Annotated in this window: 10 protein-coding genes and 1 pseudogene; 8 read left to right on the top strand and 3 right to left on the bottom strand. The window is 59.9% G+C overall.

From position 1 onward, the window contains the following. Window positions 1-146 precede the first annotated feature (146 nt). Window positions 147-347, top strand: a complete 201-nt coding sequence (locus GGQ85_RS16315) for an IS3 family transposase (RefSeq protein WP_309775393.1) — start codon at window positions 147-149, stop codon at window positions 345-347. Between the two features lie 238 nt (window positions 348-585). Here the strand turns inward: GGQ85_RS16315 and GGQ85_RS16320 are convergent, their stop codons facing one another. After that, window positions 586-1296, bottom strand: a complete 711-nt coding sequence (locus GGQ85_RS16320) for a M15 family metallopeptidase (protein ID WP_309775394.1) — start codon at window positions 1294-1296, stop codon at window positions 586-588. A gap of 386 nt (window positions 1297-1682) precedes the next feature. Between GGQ85_RS16320 and GGQ85_RS20920 the strand changes: the two are divergent. The 7 genes and pseudogenes from GGQ85_RS20920 to GGQ85_RS16360 all read left to right on the top strand — a co-directional run. Continuing rightward, window positions 1683-4946: pseudogene (locus tag GGQ85_RS20920) on the top strand (nSTAND1 domain-containing NTPase); the annotation flags it as partial. A gap of 456 nt (window positions 4947-5402) precedes the next feature. Next, window positions 5403-5732 carry a hypothetical protein gene (locus tag GGQ85_RS16335; RefSeq protein ID WP_309775397.1) on the top strand — a complete coding sequence of 110 codons (330 nt, stop codon included), beginning with the start codon at window positions 5403-5405 and terminating at the stop codon, window positions 5730-5732. A gap of 562 nt (window positions 5733-6294) precedes the next feature. Then, on the top strand, window positions 6295-6549 hold the full coding sequence (locus GGQ85_RS16340; RefSeq protein WP_374708909.1) for a GlsB/YeaQ/YmgE family stress response membrane protein: 255 nt from the start codon (window positions 6295-6297) through the stop codon (window positions 6547-6549). A gap of 55 nt (window positions 6550-6604) precedes the next feature. Then, window positions 6605-7990, top strand: coding sequence for a toll/interleukin-1 receptor domain-containing protein (locus GGQ85_RS16345; protein ID WP_309775398.1), 1386 nt, complete (start codon window positions 6605-6607; stop codon window positions 7988-7990). Between the two features lie 123 nt (window positions 7991-8113). Next, on the top strand, window positions 8114-13354 hold the full coding sequence (locus GGQ85_RS16350; RefSeq protein ID WP_309775399.1) for a DUF7379 domain-containing protein: 5241 nt from the start codon (window positions 8114-8116) through the stop codon (window positions 13352-13354). A 314-nt stretch (window positions 13355-13668) separates the two neighbouring features. After that, window positions 13669-13914: a macro domain-containing protein gene (locus GGQ85_RS16355; protein WP_309775400.1), complete on the top strand. Its 246-nt coding sequence runs from the start codon at window positions 13669-13671 to the stop codon at window positions 13912-13914. A 195-nt stretch (window positions 13915-14109) separates the two neighbouring features. Next, window positions 14110-14700, top strand: a complete 591-nt coding sequence (locus GGQ85_RS16360; RefSeq protein ID WP_309775401.1) for a toll/interleukin-1 receptor domain-containing protein — start codon at window positions 14110-14112, stop codon at window positions 14698-14700. A gap of 261 nt (window positions 14701-14961) precedes the next feature. On the opposite strand, the gene GGQ85_RS16365 is transcribed toward GGQ85_RS16360, so the two are convergent. Then, complete coding sequence (locus GGQ85_RS16365; RefSeq protein WP_309775402.1) at window positions 14962-15366, bottom strand: hypothetical protein; 405 nt, start codon at window positions 15364-15366, stop codon at window positions 14962-14964. A 124-nt stretch (window positions 15367-15490) separates the two neighbouring features. Next, the gene (locus tag GGQ85_RS16370) at window positions 15491-18097 is read right to left on the bottom strand and encodes a caspase family protein (protein ID WP_309775403.1); all 2607 of its coding nucleotides are present in this window, start codon (window positions 18095-18097) and stop codon (window positions 15491-15493) included. Between the last annotated feature and the right edge of the window lie 2 nt (window positions 18098-18099).

An 18099-nucleotide genomic window follows, 5' to 3' on the forward strand; every position in this document is an offset into this window, starting at 1 on the left:
CAAAGGGATCAACCTAGCCACTGGACGGTTTTTACTCCGCCCGCACCGACATCACGCCGGCGCTCCGTGGCCTACTTTGTCACCGCCACGCACAGACGCCCGATGCGAAGCGGAAAGCGGTGGCTCGCGCCTGCGAGGTGCATGGGGTGAGCCAGCGTCGGGCGTGCCAGGCTCTAAGCATCGACCGTTCAACGGTGCGCTACACCAGCATCCGTCCGGACGACGGTCCGTTGCGCGAGGCGATGAAGGCCGTGGCGGCGGAGCGCCGGCGGTTCGGCTACCGCAGGATCCACATCATGCTGGAGCGGCAGGGTATCGTGATGAACCAGAATCACCGAAGCGGCTGAATTTCAGCGGTATTCGGCGAACGCCATCTGCGTCACGTGCTGCTCTTGTATATGAACTACTACAACCGCGCGTGCACCCATTTGTCATTGAACAAGGACGCGCCTATATCACGTGCCGTCGAGACAGCTGGACGCATTCTCTGTCGACCAATTCTGGGCGGACTGCACATCAATATGTTCGGATTAATTTGCGGTAGGCACAAGGTTCAGGCTGCACTATCTCCGTATTCGACGTAGTTTATTTCGCCACCAGGAAATCCTGTACTTTTGGAATTGACGGCAATTCGATATAGGTGAAGTGCCACCACTCGCGGTCATAGTTCTTAAACCCGTGGGCCGCCATCGAACCGACCAACAGGCGCCGATTTTCACGTTGTTCCGAGGTTATTTCGCTGCTAGCCGTATGGCTCATCGGATCGAAGCAGTCAAAGGTCGTCCCCATGTCCAAGCTGTTGTCAGGCTCGCGCGACGTGCTTGCATTGCAAGGCGCGTAAGTCGCATTTGGATCTGCCTTCGAGGATGCAACCGGAAGCTTAACGAGCGTCAAATCAACCGCTGCTCCCGTCGAATGTACGGAGCTACTCGCAATGTAGCCGAGCTTAACCAGATCGCTGCGTTGTGTCCTGGGCCAAAACTGCGCCTCGCCCGGTTCAGGATTCCCTACCCAATGCATGAAAGATCTTACCGCGCGGACTGGACGATAGCAGTCGTAGACCTTGAGGGAGAGACTGCGTTGCCGCAGGTCGGCCTGTACGAGCTTTAAGGCCTCGGCGACTTGCCGCAAAAGGATGCACTCGCCCGCGACATATCCAGGCACCCGCGCGCCTGTAAAATTTGCTCGGCCTGCGTAGCGAATGTCCTGGAGTATACTTGCATCGATGTCACTCAAGTAAACGAATTTAGACGGCAATCGTGACCGTTCGGCACCACCACCGGCTGTCGCGACCAAGCAGGATGTCGCGCCAATTACTGCCAATCCCAGTTGCCGCACAGCGCTGCCTCTTTTGTTTGTTCAGAACCGCAAATTCTATCTCCGATTCCTTCTTCAGTCCCTACAAATTGGGCCGCTAGGTCGAGACCGACCGCATCCCGCCTAGACATGGGAAGAACACGAAATCCGTTGGCCTCAGCCGGCATCGGTAGGCGCTTCAGTCGCTCGGCTTCGAGCACTTCCAAGACCGTCTGTTTGGTCGGGCAATGCCAGGATCGCGCCGCACAACGTGGTCTTCAAATATGTGGCAATTTCGTGACAATTGTGGCACGCTAACCGTTGATAGTTCGCCGGCCATTCGTCCGCCTTCGGCTGTCGTTGGCCTGATACTGATGGCGCGATCAATGGGCTGCCTTTTCATCAGCCACTCGAGTCTCAACAACGATAAGGCCCTCGCCGTACGCGATTGGCTTGCAGAAAACGGCTGGACCGATGTCTTCCTTGACCTAGATCCACAGTCCGGCCTGGCGCCAGGCGAGCTCTGGCGTCAGGCGCTTGCGGCTGCCGCTGATCGATGTGAGGCCGTGCTGTTTCTGATCTCGCCACAATGGATCGCGTCTAGCTGGTGTTTCAACGAGTTCTTGCTCGCCAAGCAGCTGGGCAAGCCGATTTTCCCCGTTATTGTTGCCGACATTGACCTTCGCTCTTTGCCAAGCGAGATAACCGCCAATCATCAGGTCGTCGACTTGGTTAGGGACCCATACGGCTGGGAACGGTTGAAGCATGGGCTAAAACGAGCCGGGCTTGATCCTGAGACATTTCCCTTCTCGCCGGGTAGGCGTCCTTTTCCCGGGTTCGAACCGCTAACTGAGCAGGATGCGGCAATATTCTTCGGACGCGAAGCCCAAATCATACGCGGCTTAGATCGGCTGCGGACAATGAGCGAGGTGGGAGCTGAGCGCATGTTGGTCATTCTCGGCGCGTCCGGCGCCGGGAAATCGTCCTACCTTCGCGCCGGGTTATGGCCCCGACTCAAACGCGACGATCGCAATTTCCTATTACTTCCAGTGATCCGCCCCGAACGGGCGGCGCTTACCGGAAAGTTCGGATTGTTTGTTGCGCTGGAATCTGCTTTGGCCGAGACCCGTGATGACTCGGAGCCCGTTCGCGGCTTGCCGCGATCTCGCGCCGGAATCGCCGATTTAGTCAACGCGGCGCCGAACGGCTTTTTCCGCCTGCTCGCCAGTCTGCGCGCCGCAAGGGTGGCAGCCCTCCTCAAGCATACCGGCAAATTGCCGACGGTCGTCATTCCGGTCGATCAGGGCGAGGAATTGTTCAACGAGGAGGGCAGGCAGGAGGCCGGCCGTTTCATGGACCTCATTGCTGCGGCGTCAGCCCAAGACTTGGGGGTGATCATCATTGTCGCGATGCGATCAGATTCTTTTCCGCACCTCCAAAACGAACCGAGGCTTGTCACGGTGCGGAAAGTACCCCACGATCTCCCGGCCCTCCCGGTTGGCTCGATGCGCGTCGTTATCGAAGGTCCTGCACGCATTGCCAAGCCTCCGATCAAAGTCGATCCCGACCTGGTCGACGCTTTGCTCGAAGATTCGAGCGGCCCAGACTCGCTTCCCCTGCTCGCTTTCACGCTAGGGCGTATGTTACAGGATTACGGCGCTGAGGGGAAGCTCACGCTCGCCCAATATGACCGCCTCGGCCGGCTCAGCGGAGCTGTTAACGCAGCAGTGTCTGAGGTCTTAGAGCAGGGTATGAGGTTGGGCGCGCTCCCGCGCGACAAGGCCGCGCTCGACTCCTTGCTCCGAGAGACCTTCATCCCGCACCTTGCCCGCGTCAACAAAGCCGACCAGTTCGTGCGTCGCGTGGCGGTCAGGACCGAGTTGCCTGCTCGCTCGCTCGCGGCGGTCGACCTGTTGGTCGAAGCCCGCCTCCTGTTGCGCGACCGGCGTTCGTCCAGCGACGCCGATGCCGACATTATCGAAGTGGCACATGAAGCCTTGTTGCGCGAGTGGCCCGCGCTGCGGGGCTGGCTTGAAGCCGACCGCCAATTCCTGATCGGTAAGGATCAACTCGCTGAGGACATCGCGAATTGGCGCAACGCCAGTCCTGGGCAGAAGGACGAAGGTTTGCTTAGCGGATTGAACCTAACCCGCGCCCGTCAATGGTTGATTGAACGTCAACCACAGGATTTCAATAGCGAGGAGCGTGAGTACATCGCTGCAAGCATTGCTCGGGCCGAAGCCGCCAGCCGCCGCAGGCGTCGCGTGAGCCTCGCGGCGGCTTGTGTTCTGCTGGCGATCACCGGCGCCGCCGTCTGGGAAGCGATGCAGGCCGCCAAGGCGCGGAGCGCCGCGGAAAGCCGGCTCGGTCTGGCCCGACGAAGCGCCGAGGATTTGGTGAAGCTGATCGCCACCGATCTTCGCAGCGTCCAGGGCATTCAAATCCAGACGCTCGAACGACTGCTGCAAACGACAAAGAGATCATTTGACGAACTCTCTTCTGCCGTCGGCGACGATCCCAAATTCAGTCAATATCGCGCCCAAATGATGAGCGAATTCGGCGAGACCTACCTGAAGGCTAAGGGATTGGACCAGGCCAGCAGCGCCTACGAGGAATCCCTGCAAATATACCGCAGCCTTGCCGCGAAAGATCCCGCCGCGGTTACTTGGCAGCGTGGGGTTGCCGACCAGATCGAGCATATCGGCCTGGTGCGCCAGCAACAGGGCCGGATTGAGCCTGCGATGGAGAGCTTCCGTCGAGCGCTCGCTATCCGGTACCCCCTAGCCGATCGCGAGCCAAACAGTGCTATCTCCCATCGCGACCTCGCATCCTCGTATTACAATATCGGCGAGATCCAAATGGTGCGTCGCATGGCGTCGGACTCGCTGGCAAGTCACAATCGAGCCCTTGAGGAGCAGCAGCGCGCACGCGCTATCGATCCTAGCAACCTCGATTTGCAGTACAAACTGTCGTTAATCCATGTGAGTATCGGCGTCGCGCACGAAGCGCTCGGGCAGCGAGAGAAGCGGCTGGAAAGCTACTTGACTGCTTTGGCTATTCGCAAGCAGTTGGTGGAAACTAATCCGGATAATTCCGACTGGAAACGCATGCTGAGTTGGGCGTACTTCTGGATCGGCGGGTACTATTTGGACGAGGGAAACCTCGATGATGCGCTGAAGAACTTCAGACCGTGTTTGGACTTGCGCCTGTCGCTTACCAAGAGCAACCCAGCCGATCGCGTGGCCAAGTACGACCTGGCGTGGGCCTATCATGATCTCGGGATAGTGTTCCTAAAAAAGCGCGATGTGGCTGCGGCCGAGGCGAATCTCAACGACGCCTTCAGCCTGCGTAGGGATCTGGTCGAGCTCGACCCAAACAATGCGAAGTGGCGAAAGGACTTGGCCTTGTCCCACGAGACGCTTGGGGATCTTGCAAGCGCTCGGAACGATTCAGTGGCAGCGCTTAAGCAGTACAGTTTGGCGGTCAAAACTATGGAAGATTTGATCAGCGGGGCCCCGACCAGTGCAGGATGGCGCGACAGCCTCGCCGTAATTTATAACAAGGTTGCAGTTATTGAAAGATGTCAAGGTGCAACGGACGCAGCGCTTCTCAACTACGAGAAAGCTCTACGGATTCGGAATAAGCTTCTAGACGAGAACCCACATGATTTTGGGACAATCCTGCGCGTCGCGAGATCCGAAAAACTTGTCGGTGAGGCGCTTGAACTGCGCGCGGATCTCGAGCCAGCGCTTACTCACTACCGTCGGGCACTCGAGCTCGCTAGACGCATGCTCGACACGCATCGGGACGATGCGACGATGACAGACTTTTTGCGAACCGTGCAAGGACGACTTGACCTACCCGCGGGCGGCGACCCATCGGACAGAGGCGTGCGTGCATGTGGCGCCGGCATCGGTCTCCAAGACCTGTCTGGTGCGCTTCGATAACAGCAAATTCTCAAAAGCTGCCAGCGCGGTCGGGAGCGCCGAGAATCCATGGTGAGCTTCTCAAGCTTGGTACCGAGATCGGCCAGACCAGCGTCGCCAAGTATATGGCGCGGAGGCGGGCCTCTCCGTCACAAGGATGGAAGACGTTCCTTCGTAACCATGCTGACGGGATCGCGGCGATGGACCTTTCGTGGTGCCGACAATCTCGTTCCGACTAACGCGATCCGCATGATGGCGCGCGCGCCGAAAAGCCGTGCTGGCTGCCACTTCGGCGCAGCGATCGGGCTGCGCTCACTGCTGAAGGATTTCAAACCGGAGATACCGGACTGGGCCTTCGATCAGCACACGCTGGCAGGCCGCAGGCTGGGCCGTGGCCTCGATCATTTCCGCCGCGAGGGCGCGAGGCTGATCCCGCCACCGACAGAGCCGGACCCGTTCGAGGCCGAGGCCTTTCGGTTCTGGGCGATCAAACAGCGGGCAGGCCCGTAAACGTCCGATCCGGCCCAAGAGTCGACGTTCTAAGCAGCCCTGATACAGCTTTGGCAGTTTGCAAAGTAAACCCGGCGCTGGGGGAAATCTCGGTGTCCTCCGATGGGGCGCGTCGATCATATGACCACTGAAGAGCGCGACGTTCTGAGGCGGATCGTCGGCAAGAACCATTGCCAATTTAGGCCGCGAGCGTAACCGAGTTGTGATGATTTGTCGAAGCCTGATAGTCGCCGTAGACGACGGTTATCGCCTAATCTTCTAGAGCCGAAACACTCCTAGGCATCAGCGTCACCCAAGGCTGGGACTGGGTTGTAAGAGATCGGCGACTTTCAGAAATTGTGGTCAGGAAATACGGGAGAGATCTCGGAGGTTCAGGAGAGCACATGAAATCAAAATCGAGCAAATCTATTGGCAGTTTTTCGTCGCTCCGCAACAACCCTTTTCATATTTCGAAGCGCTGTTTGGGCAAGCAACCATTGATCTAGATCAAACAGAAATCCAGGCACCTAGCAATTCTATGGGCTTTTACCCTCACGCCACAATTAAATTGTGCATATGAAAAATGAGCATATTCTGGACGATCACCGTCGGACTTTTTGTGGGCGTCATAGCGAAGTGCGCCATACTTGGCGACAATGAGCCCTCAGGCTTCATTGTGACGACCGTCCTTGGCATCGTGGGCTCATTCGTAGCCTCCTACCTCGAGCAAGCTCTCGGTTGGTATAAAACGAGCGAAGGCGCCGGTTTCATCGGCTCCGTCGGCACTACTGCTGATATACGGCTTCGTTGCTGCGAAGCGGCGAGCGGTTTGACCTGATTTTGACCCGCGGTCACCCGTATGGTTGACCTGATAGAACCTCGGAGAGCGCGTCATGGCTCTTGAACCGGTATTTGTCAGCCATCGCGCCGAATACGGCCGCATTGCCTGCGCGTTGAAGCAGGTCATTGAGGCCGCATCCCATGGCCAGATCGACGTTTTCATCTCGGAGGACATCCCGCGCGGCAATGAATGGCGGCCCGCCATCGAGAAGCATTTGCGTGACGGCCAAAGCCTGTTCCTGATCTACGGCGCGCCTTACGAGGACTGGTCGTGGTGCTTCTACGAGGCCGGTTATTTCGCCGCCACCAGTGCCCGGGCGTCCGACCGGCAGACCTACTGTCTCATTCGCCCGAATGTCACCCCGCCGAGCCCGCTCAGCCATTTGCAGATGGTGACCAGCAAGAATCAGCTCATCAGGGAACTGATCGAGCTGTTGCGAAAAAACGTCATCCAGTTCGACGCCGTCGAGCTGCGGCAGATGGTCGACTCGCTGGAACAGGGCCTGTTCGGCGATATCCGGGAATTCGACGGCTATTCGCGCGTCCGTTTCATTGCGTCCGATGCCGACCTAGCCAAGGGCGAAATCCCTGCTGAGGCTGCGTTCACTGGCGACGATACCGTGCTGGGCGATCTGTTCACCGTTCAGGCCCCGTCGGTGCCCTGGTGCAAGATCCAGAAGCTGGCCTACTCGGACACGGGACGACAGAACTTCGTCTACAAGTGGCTGGTGGAAGCCCGCCAGATCATTCTCGCCTCGCGGGAAAACCAGTTGGTGGCGCCGCAGACCGTCCTGATTGGACGCGGTGGTAGACGCTACCGGACCCTGCTGCTTCGCGCCCGCATCCAGGGCGACGGTATCTATTGCGGCGAATTCCTGGCGATCGAGGAAGTAGGCGGGCCGCTGACGGGATTGCCGATTCGGCAGCACTCGCTGCTCACCGCCATACGCATGGGATACCGCTTCAGGTCCGAGGTGATCCAGAAATTTCCTGGCGACTTCGATCTCCAGTCGCAGGAGGAATGGCAGCGGCGCATCGAGCAGATCCCCCGCATCATAGAGGACCTCACGGCGGAATCGCGCACGCGCGGCAACATCACCACGGAAGATTTCCTGGCGGCATTCGACGATGCCGAAGCCGAACGGCTGGCAAAGCTGCTCGACTACTGGCCGCTGCTGATGCGGGAAATCTACAAATCATTGGGCCTCGCTCCGGACGGAAAAACGGTGGTTGCGCCAGGCCTCGACGGGACGGACATCGAGCGGTACCGGACCGCCTTCAACGCGATGCGGCTGCTCAACATCGAATTCCTGTCGCGGTGCTGCGCGCGCGTGTCGCAGTTGATGAAGCGGTCCGAGCACGAGCTGAGCGACAACGCCAAGGCGCTCGAAGATGCCGTCAAAGCGCTGTCGGACCCGACGCTCATGTCGGCGGCTTAAGGCGCGGCGGACGGTCGCGCAGGGGCAGCCGCATTTCTTTCTTGAAACGCGATTTGCTTCAAACTTGGCTCGACCGCCGGCAAGCGATTTTGCCGATTGGTCGCGCGGTGCAGGGGGTTGACGATGGTGCGCATTCTCGTTCCAGGGGCTACCGATCCGGCTCCACCCCAACCGGACCTTGGAGAGCTGCACAAATTTGGTGCGCGAGCGGAGAATCCGCAGGCCGTCCGGGTCGGCGCACGCCGCGCCGGTGAACCAATCCAGCAACTCGATGTGAACGCCGATACGCTCGTCGAGCTGACGCTAGATACTGGCGCGCGGTTCTACCATCGGTACGACCAACTCGCGGCAGATCTGCCTACCACCAGCACCCGGGGTGCCGGAAAGGATGCGGACACAATCGCGCTGCCGGTCTTCCTGCCAGGGCCGGCGACCCGGGCCGGCGCGGACGGGACGACCATCGAGTCCGTGCGCACGTTTGATCTCGACCTCTCCGCGCTCGGCGATGTCGCCGGAAGCCTGGCCGGCAAACCGATTGCCCAAATGTTCGACAACCGGCGCAAGGACGAATACGGCCTGCGAACCTGGTCGCTCGACAATGGCGAGTTCGGTGCAAATCCGATTGCCGCGAGCGATCTGACCGGAAGCGACCCAATCCTGCTGTTCATCCACGGAACAGGCTCCAGCACCGTAGGGGGTTTCGGTGCGATCCCCTGGTCGAAACCGGGCACCGCCGCACCGCGCGTCGCGACGGTCAAAAAGCTCCGGGACACATATGGCAATCGCATCGTCGCGTTCGACCACCCGACCCTGAGCGTAAGCCCCATCGACAATGCCATCGATGCGCTCGAGGCATTGCCCGCAGGGGCGCGCCTGCATGTCGTAACCCACTCCCGAGGTGGGATGATCGGCGAACTGCTCTGCTGGCCCCAGCGAGCTGACGGCAAGGCGCTGTTTGCAGACGAGATCGGTAAGATTCAACTGCGCGCGGATGGCGTTGGGCAAGACTACAGCGAACAACTCGCTAAACTCGCCGAACTCGGTCGCCTACTCCAAGAGAAGCGGCCGATCATGGAACGGTTCGTCCGGGTCGCCAGCCCGGCCGCCGGGACTACCTTGGCCTCGGGACGTCTCGATAACTGGTTGTCACTCGCGACCAGCGTTCTCGATCTGACCGGCCTTGGCGGTTCGCAGCTTTACCAGTTCCTGAAGGGTTTTTTGCTCGCTGTGGTAAAGACACGGACCGACCCGCGATCGGTCCCCGGTCTGGAGGCGATGATGCCGGGCTCGCTGCTGACCATGCTGCTGAACCGGCCGGGCATCGAAACCAAGGCGGATCTGTCGGTCATTGCCGGCGACATCGAAGGCGCGTCCCTCATCGCCCGGCTCGGCCTCAGGGCCGCGGACTGGTTTTACGGCGGCGATCATGACCTCGTCGTCGACACCCTATCGATGTACGGCGGGCTAGCGCGCACCAACCGGGCCGCTCGGTTTTTCCTCGACAGGGCAGACACGGTCAGCCATTTCAACTATTTCCGCAACGACAAGACCCTGGGCAAGATGACCGATGCGCTACTGCGTTCGACCGATGACGATGCCGGATTTCAACGCATCGAACCGACGCAGGAAGTCAGCGACTTCCTGTCGCGAAAGCGCGCCGGCGCGCCCCGTCCCGCCGTCATCCTAATTCCGGATTGCATGGGCTCGCATCTGTCCGCGAATGGCATGCGCATCTGGATGGATCTGGCCGCACTCGCCGAGTTCAAACAATTGCAGCTTGATCCCGACTTCCCGCTCACGCCCGACACGCTTGTCGCCGACGCTTACACACCTCTGGTGAAGCGCCTTTCGGAATCGTGCGATGTCGTACCGTTTGCCTATGACTGGCGCCTGTCCCTGGCCGACAGCGGCGGCCACTTCGCCAAACTGGTGCGGGCCCAGCTGGCGGCAAATCCGACGCAACCGGTCAGGATCATTGCTCACGGCGCGGGAGGACTTGTCGCGACTGCCGGATTCGCCGTCAACAAGGATCTTCGCGAACAGTTCGCGGGCCGCCCCGGTGCGCGCATCCTGTTGCTCGACTTGCCGCTCGGCGGTTCAGCCCGCATCGCCCGCCTTCTGCTTGGGCTCGACCGGCTGACCCAATACCTAGCGCTCCTGACCTTCGCGCCCGCAAGCAAGGACATCACCTCAGCATTCCAGGCCTTTCCGGGGCTGATCGACGTGCTCCCGGCAGAATTACTCGACCGGGCGCTGTGGCAGCGCTTGCAAACAAACGGAGCCGGCGCACCCGCCGATGCGCTGCTGGAGGCAGCCCGCAAACAGCGCGACAAGATGGGCTCCCTTGCAGCTCTCAAGCTCCCTCTGGTGCAGGTGAACGGAACACCTGCCCTATCGATGACTGTGGAGAATGACAAGGTACGGTTTTTCGCCGAAAGCGCGTCGGCGAAAACGGCGGCCACCGCTGCCGTACCGGGAAACACCTGGTGGGCACAAGCTCAACCCGGCGAACTCGCCGCGTTCGAGCCCGCCCTTGACGCCTACATGGAGCTGCTCGCGAGCGGGACGACCAGCCGCCTGCCACAACAGCCGCCGTCACCATCCGCCGGCGGCGTGCCCCTCGAACTGCGCGAGGACACTCCGAGCATGTTTCCGGACGGGCAAGAAATCGTCGCCGCTGCGTTGGGCTATACGCGCCGGCCGGCAGTCGAAATCAGACGCACAACCATCATCCGACTGACGCATGGCAATCTCGCCTTCTCGCGCTGGCCTGTCGCAGTCGGGCACTACGAGGGTGACACGCTGGCCGGCGGCGAGGGTCAACTCGATCGGGCTCTAAATGGCCGGCTCAGCCGCCGGCGCGACACCCGCGTCTATCCGGGCCGGATCGGCACCGCGGAGATCGTCCTGAACCCCACCGGGGTGCCGAAGGGCGCGGTCGTCATCGGTCTCGGCGCGATCGGCGCGCTCACGCCAGGGGATCTGAATCGCACGGTTTCAAAGGCGCTGCGGCGTTACGCGCTTGCGGTCCGGGAAAGCCGCATGCTGCCGGCCGGCGAGATGGGAATCTCAATGGTCGTGATCGGCACTGGCGAAGGCGGGCTGAAGACGGCCGACGCCGTCTCGGCTCTACTCGACGCGCTGAAATACGCCAACCTGATGCTGGGCGACGATGCATTTACCGACGTCGAGTTTGTCGAACTGTACCGTGACCGGGCGATCGCGGTCGCGCATACAATGGCACGCCTCGAACCGGGAAGACCAGGCGCCTATCCCAACTTTTCATTCGACGGCCTGGTGCAAACCAAAAACGGGGGACGCCGCCAGTCACCGCCGCTGGAGGATTCGTCATGGTGGCGACGGCTGAAGATCGAAGCGCTAGAGGGCGGCAAGCTGCAGTTCTCCGACCTCACCGATCGCGCACGACTTCCGGTACGCCCGGTCGCCAACCAGTACAAGGTGTCCGAGTTTGTGACGAGCGCCGTGACCGAGAAGCTCGGAACGAAAGAGCACTCCGCCGCTGGCACGCTTTATGAACTGCTGCTGCCCGCAGACTTCAAGCGCGAGACGGGCGATGACCGCGGGCGAGTCCTGGTCCTCGACCCTGTCACCGCGAGCTATCCTTGGGAACTGCTGTGCCGGCCCGGACGCGCCGACGAGAAGCCATTGTCGGTACGCGCCGGAATGGTCCGCCAGCTCACCGGGACTGACACCCCCGAGCGGTCGATCGTGGCGACCGGGACGACAGCGCTGGTCGTGGGCAATCCACCAACCGGACTTCCGGAATTTCCCCCGCTCCAAGGGGCAGCCGAGGAAGCGAGGCTGGTCGCCGGCTTGCTGGAGAAGCAGTGCTTCGAGGTAATGGACCGCATCGAGTGCGCCGACACCCGCGGCAGCCTTCCGGCGATCCTGTGCGGTCGCTGGCGGATTTTGCATCTGGCGGGTCATGGAGCCGTGGACGTCAAGCGTGGCGACCGCATGGTTACCGGCATGGCGATCGAGCACGGATCGTTTTTCGAGCCTGCGGACGTCGCGCAAATGGAGGCGATTCCCGATTTCGTGTTCATGAACTGCTGCTATCTGGGACACATCGATCCCAGCGCTGAACGCAAGGCAACCGCCCGCTTTCATGAACTGGCCGCCAATATCGCGACGGCATTCATCAAGCTCGGTGGGCGCGCAGTGATCGCCGCCGGTTGGGCGGTCGACGACGGCGCCGCCAAGTGTTTCGCCGAAGTGTTTTACAATCAGTTCCTGGCCGGAGCTTCGTTCGGCGACGCCACGCTCGCTGCAAGGCGCGCGGTTTTCGAGAGCTTCCCCGGGACAAACACTTGGGGCGCTTATCAATGCTACGGCGATCCCGCCTTTCGATTGTTCCTCGACGGTGCACGGACCCAGTCTCCGCGCACGCAAGACAAGTATGTGCACGTCGAGGAACTAATCGCCGATATCCGGGACATCGTTCAGGACACCCAGACGCTGGCGACGCGCGATCCAGCGCCGTTGCGAGAACGGCTCCTCGCGATCGCGGCCAGTTCGTTTGCGACCAAGTGGGCGGACAATCCCGAGCTGCAGGCGGTACTGGGGCAAGCCTATGCGGAGATGCAGCTGATCGACAAGGCGATCGAGGCCTACACGCTTGCGCTCAAGGCGGAGCAGGCGCAGGCGCCGATTCGCGTCATCGAGCAGCTTGCAAACCTAATGGCACGTCGGGCGGCCATCGAAAAAGCAAAGCGGGGTGATCCGAAGAAGGAGATCAATGAAGCAATTGCGCTGCTGATGAGTCTGCCGAAGCTCGCCGACGGCGGGGTGACGGCGGAACGCTGGTCATTGCTCGGGAGCTGCAGCAAGCGCCTCGCGCAAGTTACAAGCGGCGATGAACGGATCGGTGCACTGAAGGAAATGCGCCGGTGCTATGGCGAGGCCTTCAGGCGCAAAGAGGCAGGCGGGAAATTCGACACCTATTCGCTGCTCAATCAACTGCTGGCGGATACACTTCTGGGTCTGTTCGGCATTGCGGCCAATGACAAGGAGCTAGGCATCGATCTGGATGAAGGGTTGCTTCGCGCCGAGAATGAAGCCCAGACGCTCGACAATTACGACCCAAATTTCTGGAACGGTGTGGCCCTCGCGGACGTCGCGCTCGGACGGGCGCTTCTGTTGGGTCAGCTCAACGAAAAGGTTCAGCAGCAGGTGATCGCAGCTTATCTGCGACCATGGCGCCGTGGTGCGTCCGCGCTTCAGTTCTCGTCTGTCCTCGAGCAGATGGAGTTCCTGATAAATATACTTGCTAGCCACCCGGACTTGGGCGGGGGGATCGGCTCGATCGCGGCGCAGCTGCGAGGCGCAACCGGGGTTGCGTGAGAAAGACGGATGCGTCCTGCGGCGCGCCTAACGAAAGGCGACCGACAGCTAGCAAAACGACAAGCGAAAAAAAGAGGCTTGGGGCAACAGCGTTCCTTTATTACTTAATAGCTGAGCTCGAAGCGGCTGAGACGGAAGTGTGTACGGGGCGCAGCCGCTCGAAGCACGGCTTGTAAGTCTCCGCTTCGTCGATTTGAAACTCCTATTTAGATATCGCCATCGTTCGCAGGGCGACGTACACCATCGTTATGGAGTGCAGCCGAACATGCTGACGCTGCATAAAGCAACCCCGAGATGGAGTGTTTGAGAAAGCCATGAGACTATTAGAAGAGCTGACTGTAGTTCGTCCTGATGAACCTCGCAAGATTGAGCTTCTCCAGGGCGACTTGACTTGCATACCCCAGGAACATGCTGTCGATGTCCTCGTGGTCTCTGCCTTTCCTAACGACTATTTGCCAACACAAGGCTCATTAATCGGTGCGCTTCACCGCGCCGGTCTTTCCGTTGGAGATCTCGCCAGAGACAAGCAAGCCGACCTTCGTCAGCAATTTTCATGCTAGCTTTCTAAACCGGTGTCCGGCGATTTTACTTTTCGACGTGTTCTATGCGTCGAGTCCGGTTGGCGCGGAACTACCTTTGAAATCACAGATGATCTATTTCGCGCACTCGCGCCATACCTGTTGACCGAATTTCCAAGCAGCTCGGTTGCGATGCCACTAATTGGGACAGGCGACCAGGGGTGTAACCAGGAGCAGATGCTCGGCGCTATTCTGCATGCTGCAATCAGCTGGATGGAACGTGGTCTCCCATTGCGTCTTCTCAAGATCGTTGTGCGTGGCGAAGAGGCGGCTGAACGGGCACGAGCGACGTTTACTGCTCAGAAATCCAAACAATTATCTGAGGGCACACGCTCTACACGCGCTCCTAGTTCCGATAGCAGCGACTTCGACGTATTTGTCAGTTACGCTCGTAAGGAGAGCGACATGGCCAACTACCTCGTAAGTGAGCTCCGAGCTTCATCGAGCCAGATCCGCATCTTTTTTGACCAACGTAGCTTGCGCGAGGGCGCGAGCTGGACATGGCCGGTTGCTAATGCGCTGGACGCATCAAAACGCGTCGTAACGCTTTACTCACCGGATTTTTGGTCCAGCAAGAACTGTCAGATGGAATTCCTTGCAGCGTTCACTCGACAGAATGACACGGGTGAGACGGTCCTCTTTCCCGTCTTCTTGACTGACGCCAATATCCCATACCTCTTCCGGACCCTACAACACGTGGATTGTCGTATCAGTGATAAGACGAAGGTCGCGCGTGCTTGCTCACGGCTTGTAGCTGATCTTTTGTGATGTGGGTCGCATCTTCATCGGATTCCTGCTGACCTTTAAGAAGGTCAGCTCCTTTCTGACTTCACTTCGCGAGACGCCTGTACGACTGTCTGGCTGATGCGTTGTTGCGAATTACACAAGAACGGCACGGGGCGGCCCTTCAAATACCGGGCGTAGCGATTGAAGGCGCATAGTCAGCAATGCACCCAATCAAGCTTTTGTTGTTCCAACGCGCGGCGCTGTAGCCGGGCTGCCAATCTGGACAACTACGATCAATCAGATTTATGGCAGCCTCCAGCCGCCGAAAGCGGCATCGGGGTCGAAAGTCTCAGGTGCGGCCTGTCCGGTGCGGACGACGAAGGTCCGGGGATCGCAAACGACGACGCGTGCAATCCCGCCGGCGCTAGTTAGCAGCAATTCCGAAACCAACTCGGGACGAAAAACGTCGAATTGGCCGTCTGACCTCTTGATGCCCGTGACAACGGACATGCCGGGTCGGGTGAACTGCTCCGACACCAACACGCTGCCATCGGCTTGCATCGCTGTGAAGTGCAGCTTACGGCGATTCCAAACCTTTGGAAGGATGATGCCTACCCAAAAGGCCTCCTGATCGGGGAGAGGCAAAAGGTAGTGATCTCCCTCAGGGGCAATTGGCAGAGCACCGTGGCTCGAAGGAGCCTCACCCACGAACTTATCCGAAGGACATAGGTAACGCTGAAAGGATATGACCGCATCGTCGATGAACAGTCCTCCGCGGCCGCTTTGCCAAACCCGGGGGTCGCCGACCATCGATACCGCCTGACAAATTGATCTACTGTTCTGACTCGAGGAGGGGTGCACGTGCTGCTAATTCCTGTCTTAAGACCTCGACTGCAGCAGGCGGCAAACGGAAGGCGCGCGCCCGGCGTGCGATTTCCTGTTCGGAGACACTGCCGGCAGCGGGTACGGGTGCGGGCGCTTGCTGCGGGAACTCCGGAAACGGGATATTCGCTCGCTCGGGGCGTCGCGCAGCGCGCGTCCTGGGGCCTTTGTTCGCGCCACCCGCAAGACTCTCGAAGCTGGATCGGTTCGTGCGGGACGTTTTCTCGAGTGACGAAGAAGTGGGCGAAGCGAGCGCGGGAGAGGCCCTCTCATTGAATACGGTTTTTTCCAGCTCCCGCAGATATGCTGCCTGAACCGCCTCGTCAGGACACCATACGAGATAGGGGGGCACTGCCGCTCGCACGTGGACCTTCTTCCATAGGGTAGGCGAAATCAACTCTGGATGATCCTGGCTCGCATCGAGCAGCAGTTCCCAGCTTCGTTCGAACATCGGAGGCGCACCGATTGGCGCCCTCGTATGCAGCGATGGGTTTGGACAGCGAAGCGAGAGCGCTTCGACATCCGGATGTTCCGTGCCGACCATGGCTCGCAGTTTCGCGACAATCTCGTTCAGTTGGCTGAGCCCTGTCCCTCCCTTGTTTTCGGACATCAGGAGAAGGTGAGCGTCGACGATTCCCGCCAGCGGATTGAGGGATTTGCCGGGCAAAAGATCAGACAACAGCGGGTTTTGAACAGAACGCTCGTCTGCCAGGGTCACAAGTGCTTTCTGGAGTTGAAGATCATCATCTGTACCCCAGGAAGCTCCCGTTTTCCTCATCAGCAGCGAAACCGCAGGTCGCGCGCCTGCATCGCGAGCGTCATAAAGTACATAAGCTTCCAAGCGCCACCCTCCGGGCGGCAGCATCAGGCTTTGGGCGAACCGCGTGTCTGATCCGAGAGGATAGGGATAACGCAGCTCGTATGCACCGGGGGCCAACGAGATGGCGCACGCTCCTACAGGATCGTTCACACTATAGTTTCGCCCTTGCTCGGTGAGGTCAGCAACAACCGCACTCGAAGCGTCTAGAACGAGAACCCCCTCCCACGGCATGCGACGCGGCAGCGCCTCCGCGCCCGATGAAAACCACCGCGCCATGATCATTAGCTCGGCGCCCTCGCCGACCTCGATGTCGTAATTCGGACTTTTCGCGGCGGCTTGATGATACTCATGGGTTGCGCGAGTCCCCGGCAGGGGCGCCGCCGAAGTGATTTGCGGCAGCCGCGGCAGGTCATCAGCGGCTGGCGCTTCGCCGGCGGTTGCTTCAAGGCTTGGCGCGCTCGCACTCGGCGGCCAGTCCCTGTCGAGAAGAATGACCTTTTCGACAATCTGGCGGCCGATCGTGATCCGGCACTCATATAGTCCGAAATCAAGCATTGGACAGACGAGTTGCGCTTTGCCGCCCATGAGGACGTCGAACCTGTCTCGAAGCAGCGTGATGTCCGCGGAGGCATCGCTCGGATCGACCGAAAGCGTGAATTTTCCAGCGGCTTGTTTGACGGGCTCACCGCTCTCCTCGAGATCGAGGGTCATGGAACGTGTCACCGCAAATCCGTGACGCAGACCGGCGCCCTCGGCAAGGTACAGGCCGGGCGCAAGCTGGATTGTCGAGCCACCGTGCGCGATCATGATCGACGAACTAGGAATCGGCGGCGACCCGGACCAAAGCCGAATTTCGGTTGGTGAAGTCGCGCCACTGACGCGAAGCGTCACGTCGAATTTGAGCGGCGCGACACCCGATGCAAAGACAATGCTCTCGTCCTTTTCGATGATCGCGGGTTCCTTGGCGACCGACGCACCACTGCGGTCGACGGCGTCGAGCCATCCCAACTGCGCTTGGCGTAGCCAATCGGCAAGCGAACGGGCGGTCACCAGTCCGAATTGATTTACTGCCGCCCCCTGCAATCCCTGCAGCAGATTCCACGTGAAGACCCCGTGCCATTGCCCACTGCCCGGCGGGATCTCTTTCTCCGCGGCTTTGAGCGGCCGAGAGGCGGCAAATACAATAAACGTCTTCCCGGCTCCGCCTCCACCCATGAATGTAAGGGGCGGAGCTGTTGGCGGCGTCAAAACCTGCCGATCCATGCAGCAGTCCATCCAGAGCACGTATTCGCCGAAATAATCCGCGTCCCTCAGCCAGTCGAGCCAAGCCGAAGGGCATACATTTGCACTGAACTGGCGCTCCGCAACATTGCCAGCCAGCAGGCAACCGTCACGAAAGCGTGGCGAGAAGCCGTGTCCTGAAACATAGAAATAGAGCCGCGCACCGACCTTTCGCCCTTTTCCCGCACTTTGATTGTCGGCAGCGAGCTTGTCGAGCCAGAGAAAGGCGGTTTCGAGCTGATCACGCGTCGGCTCGGCCTTGGGCGGCGATTGCAGGTCACGCGAGCGAATGATGCGGATGTTGCCTGAAGGCACCCCGCCGCCCTTGAGGTCTGTAAGCCAGGCAGCAATGGCATCCGCGTCGTTTTCCGGACCTTGCAAATTATCCGGCGGTGGGTCACCGAGGTTCGGATAACTCGACAAGCCGATCACGATCGCGAAATGATCGGTTTTCATGG

It is taken from the genome of Nitrobacter vulgaris (assembly GCF_031453995.1).
Lineage (GTDB): Bacteria > Pseudomonadota > Alphaproteobacteria > Rhizobiales > Xanthobacteraceae > Nitrobacter > Nitrobacter vulgaris.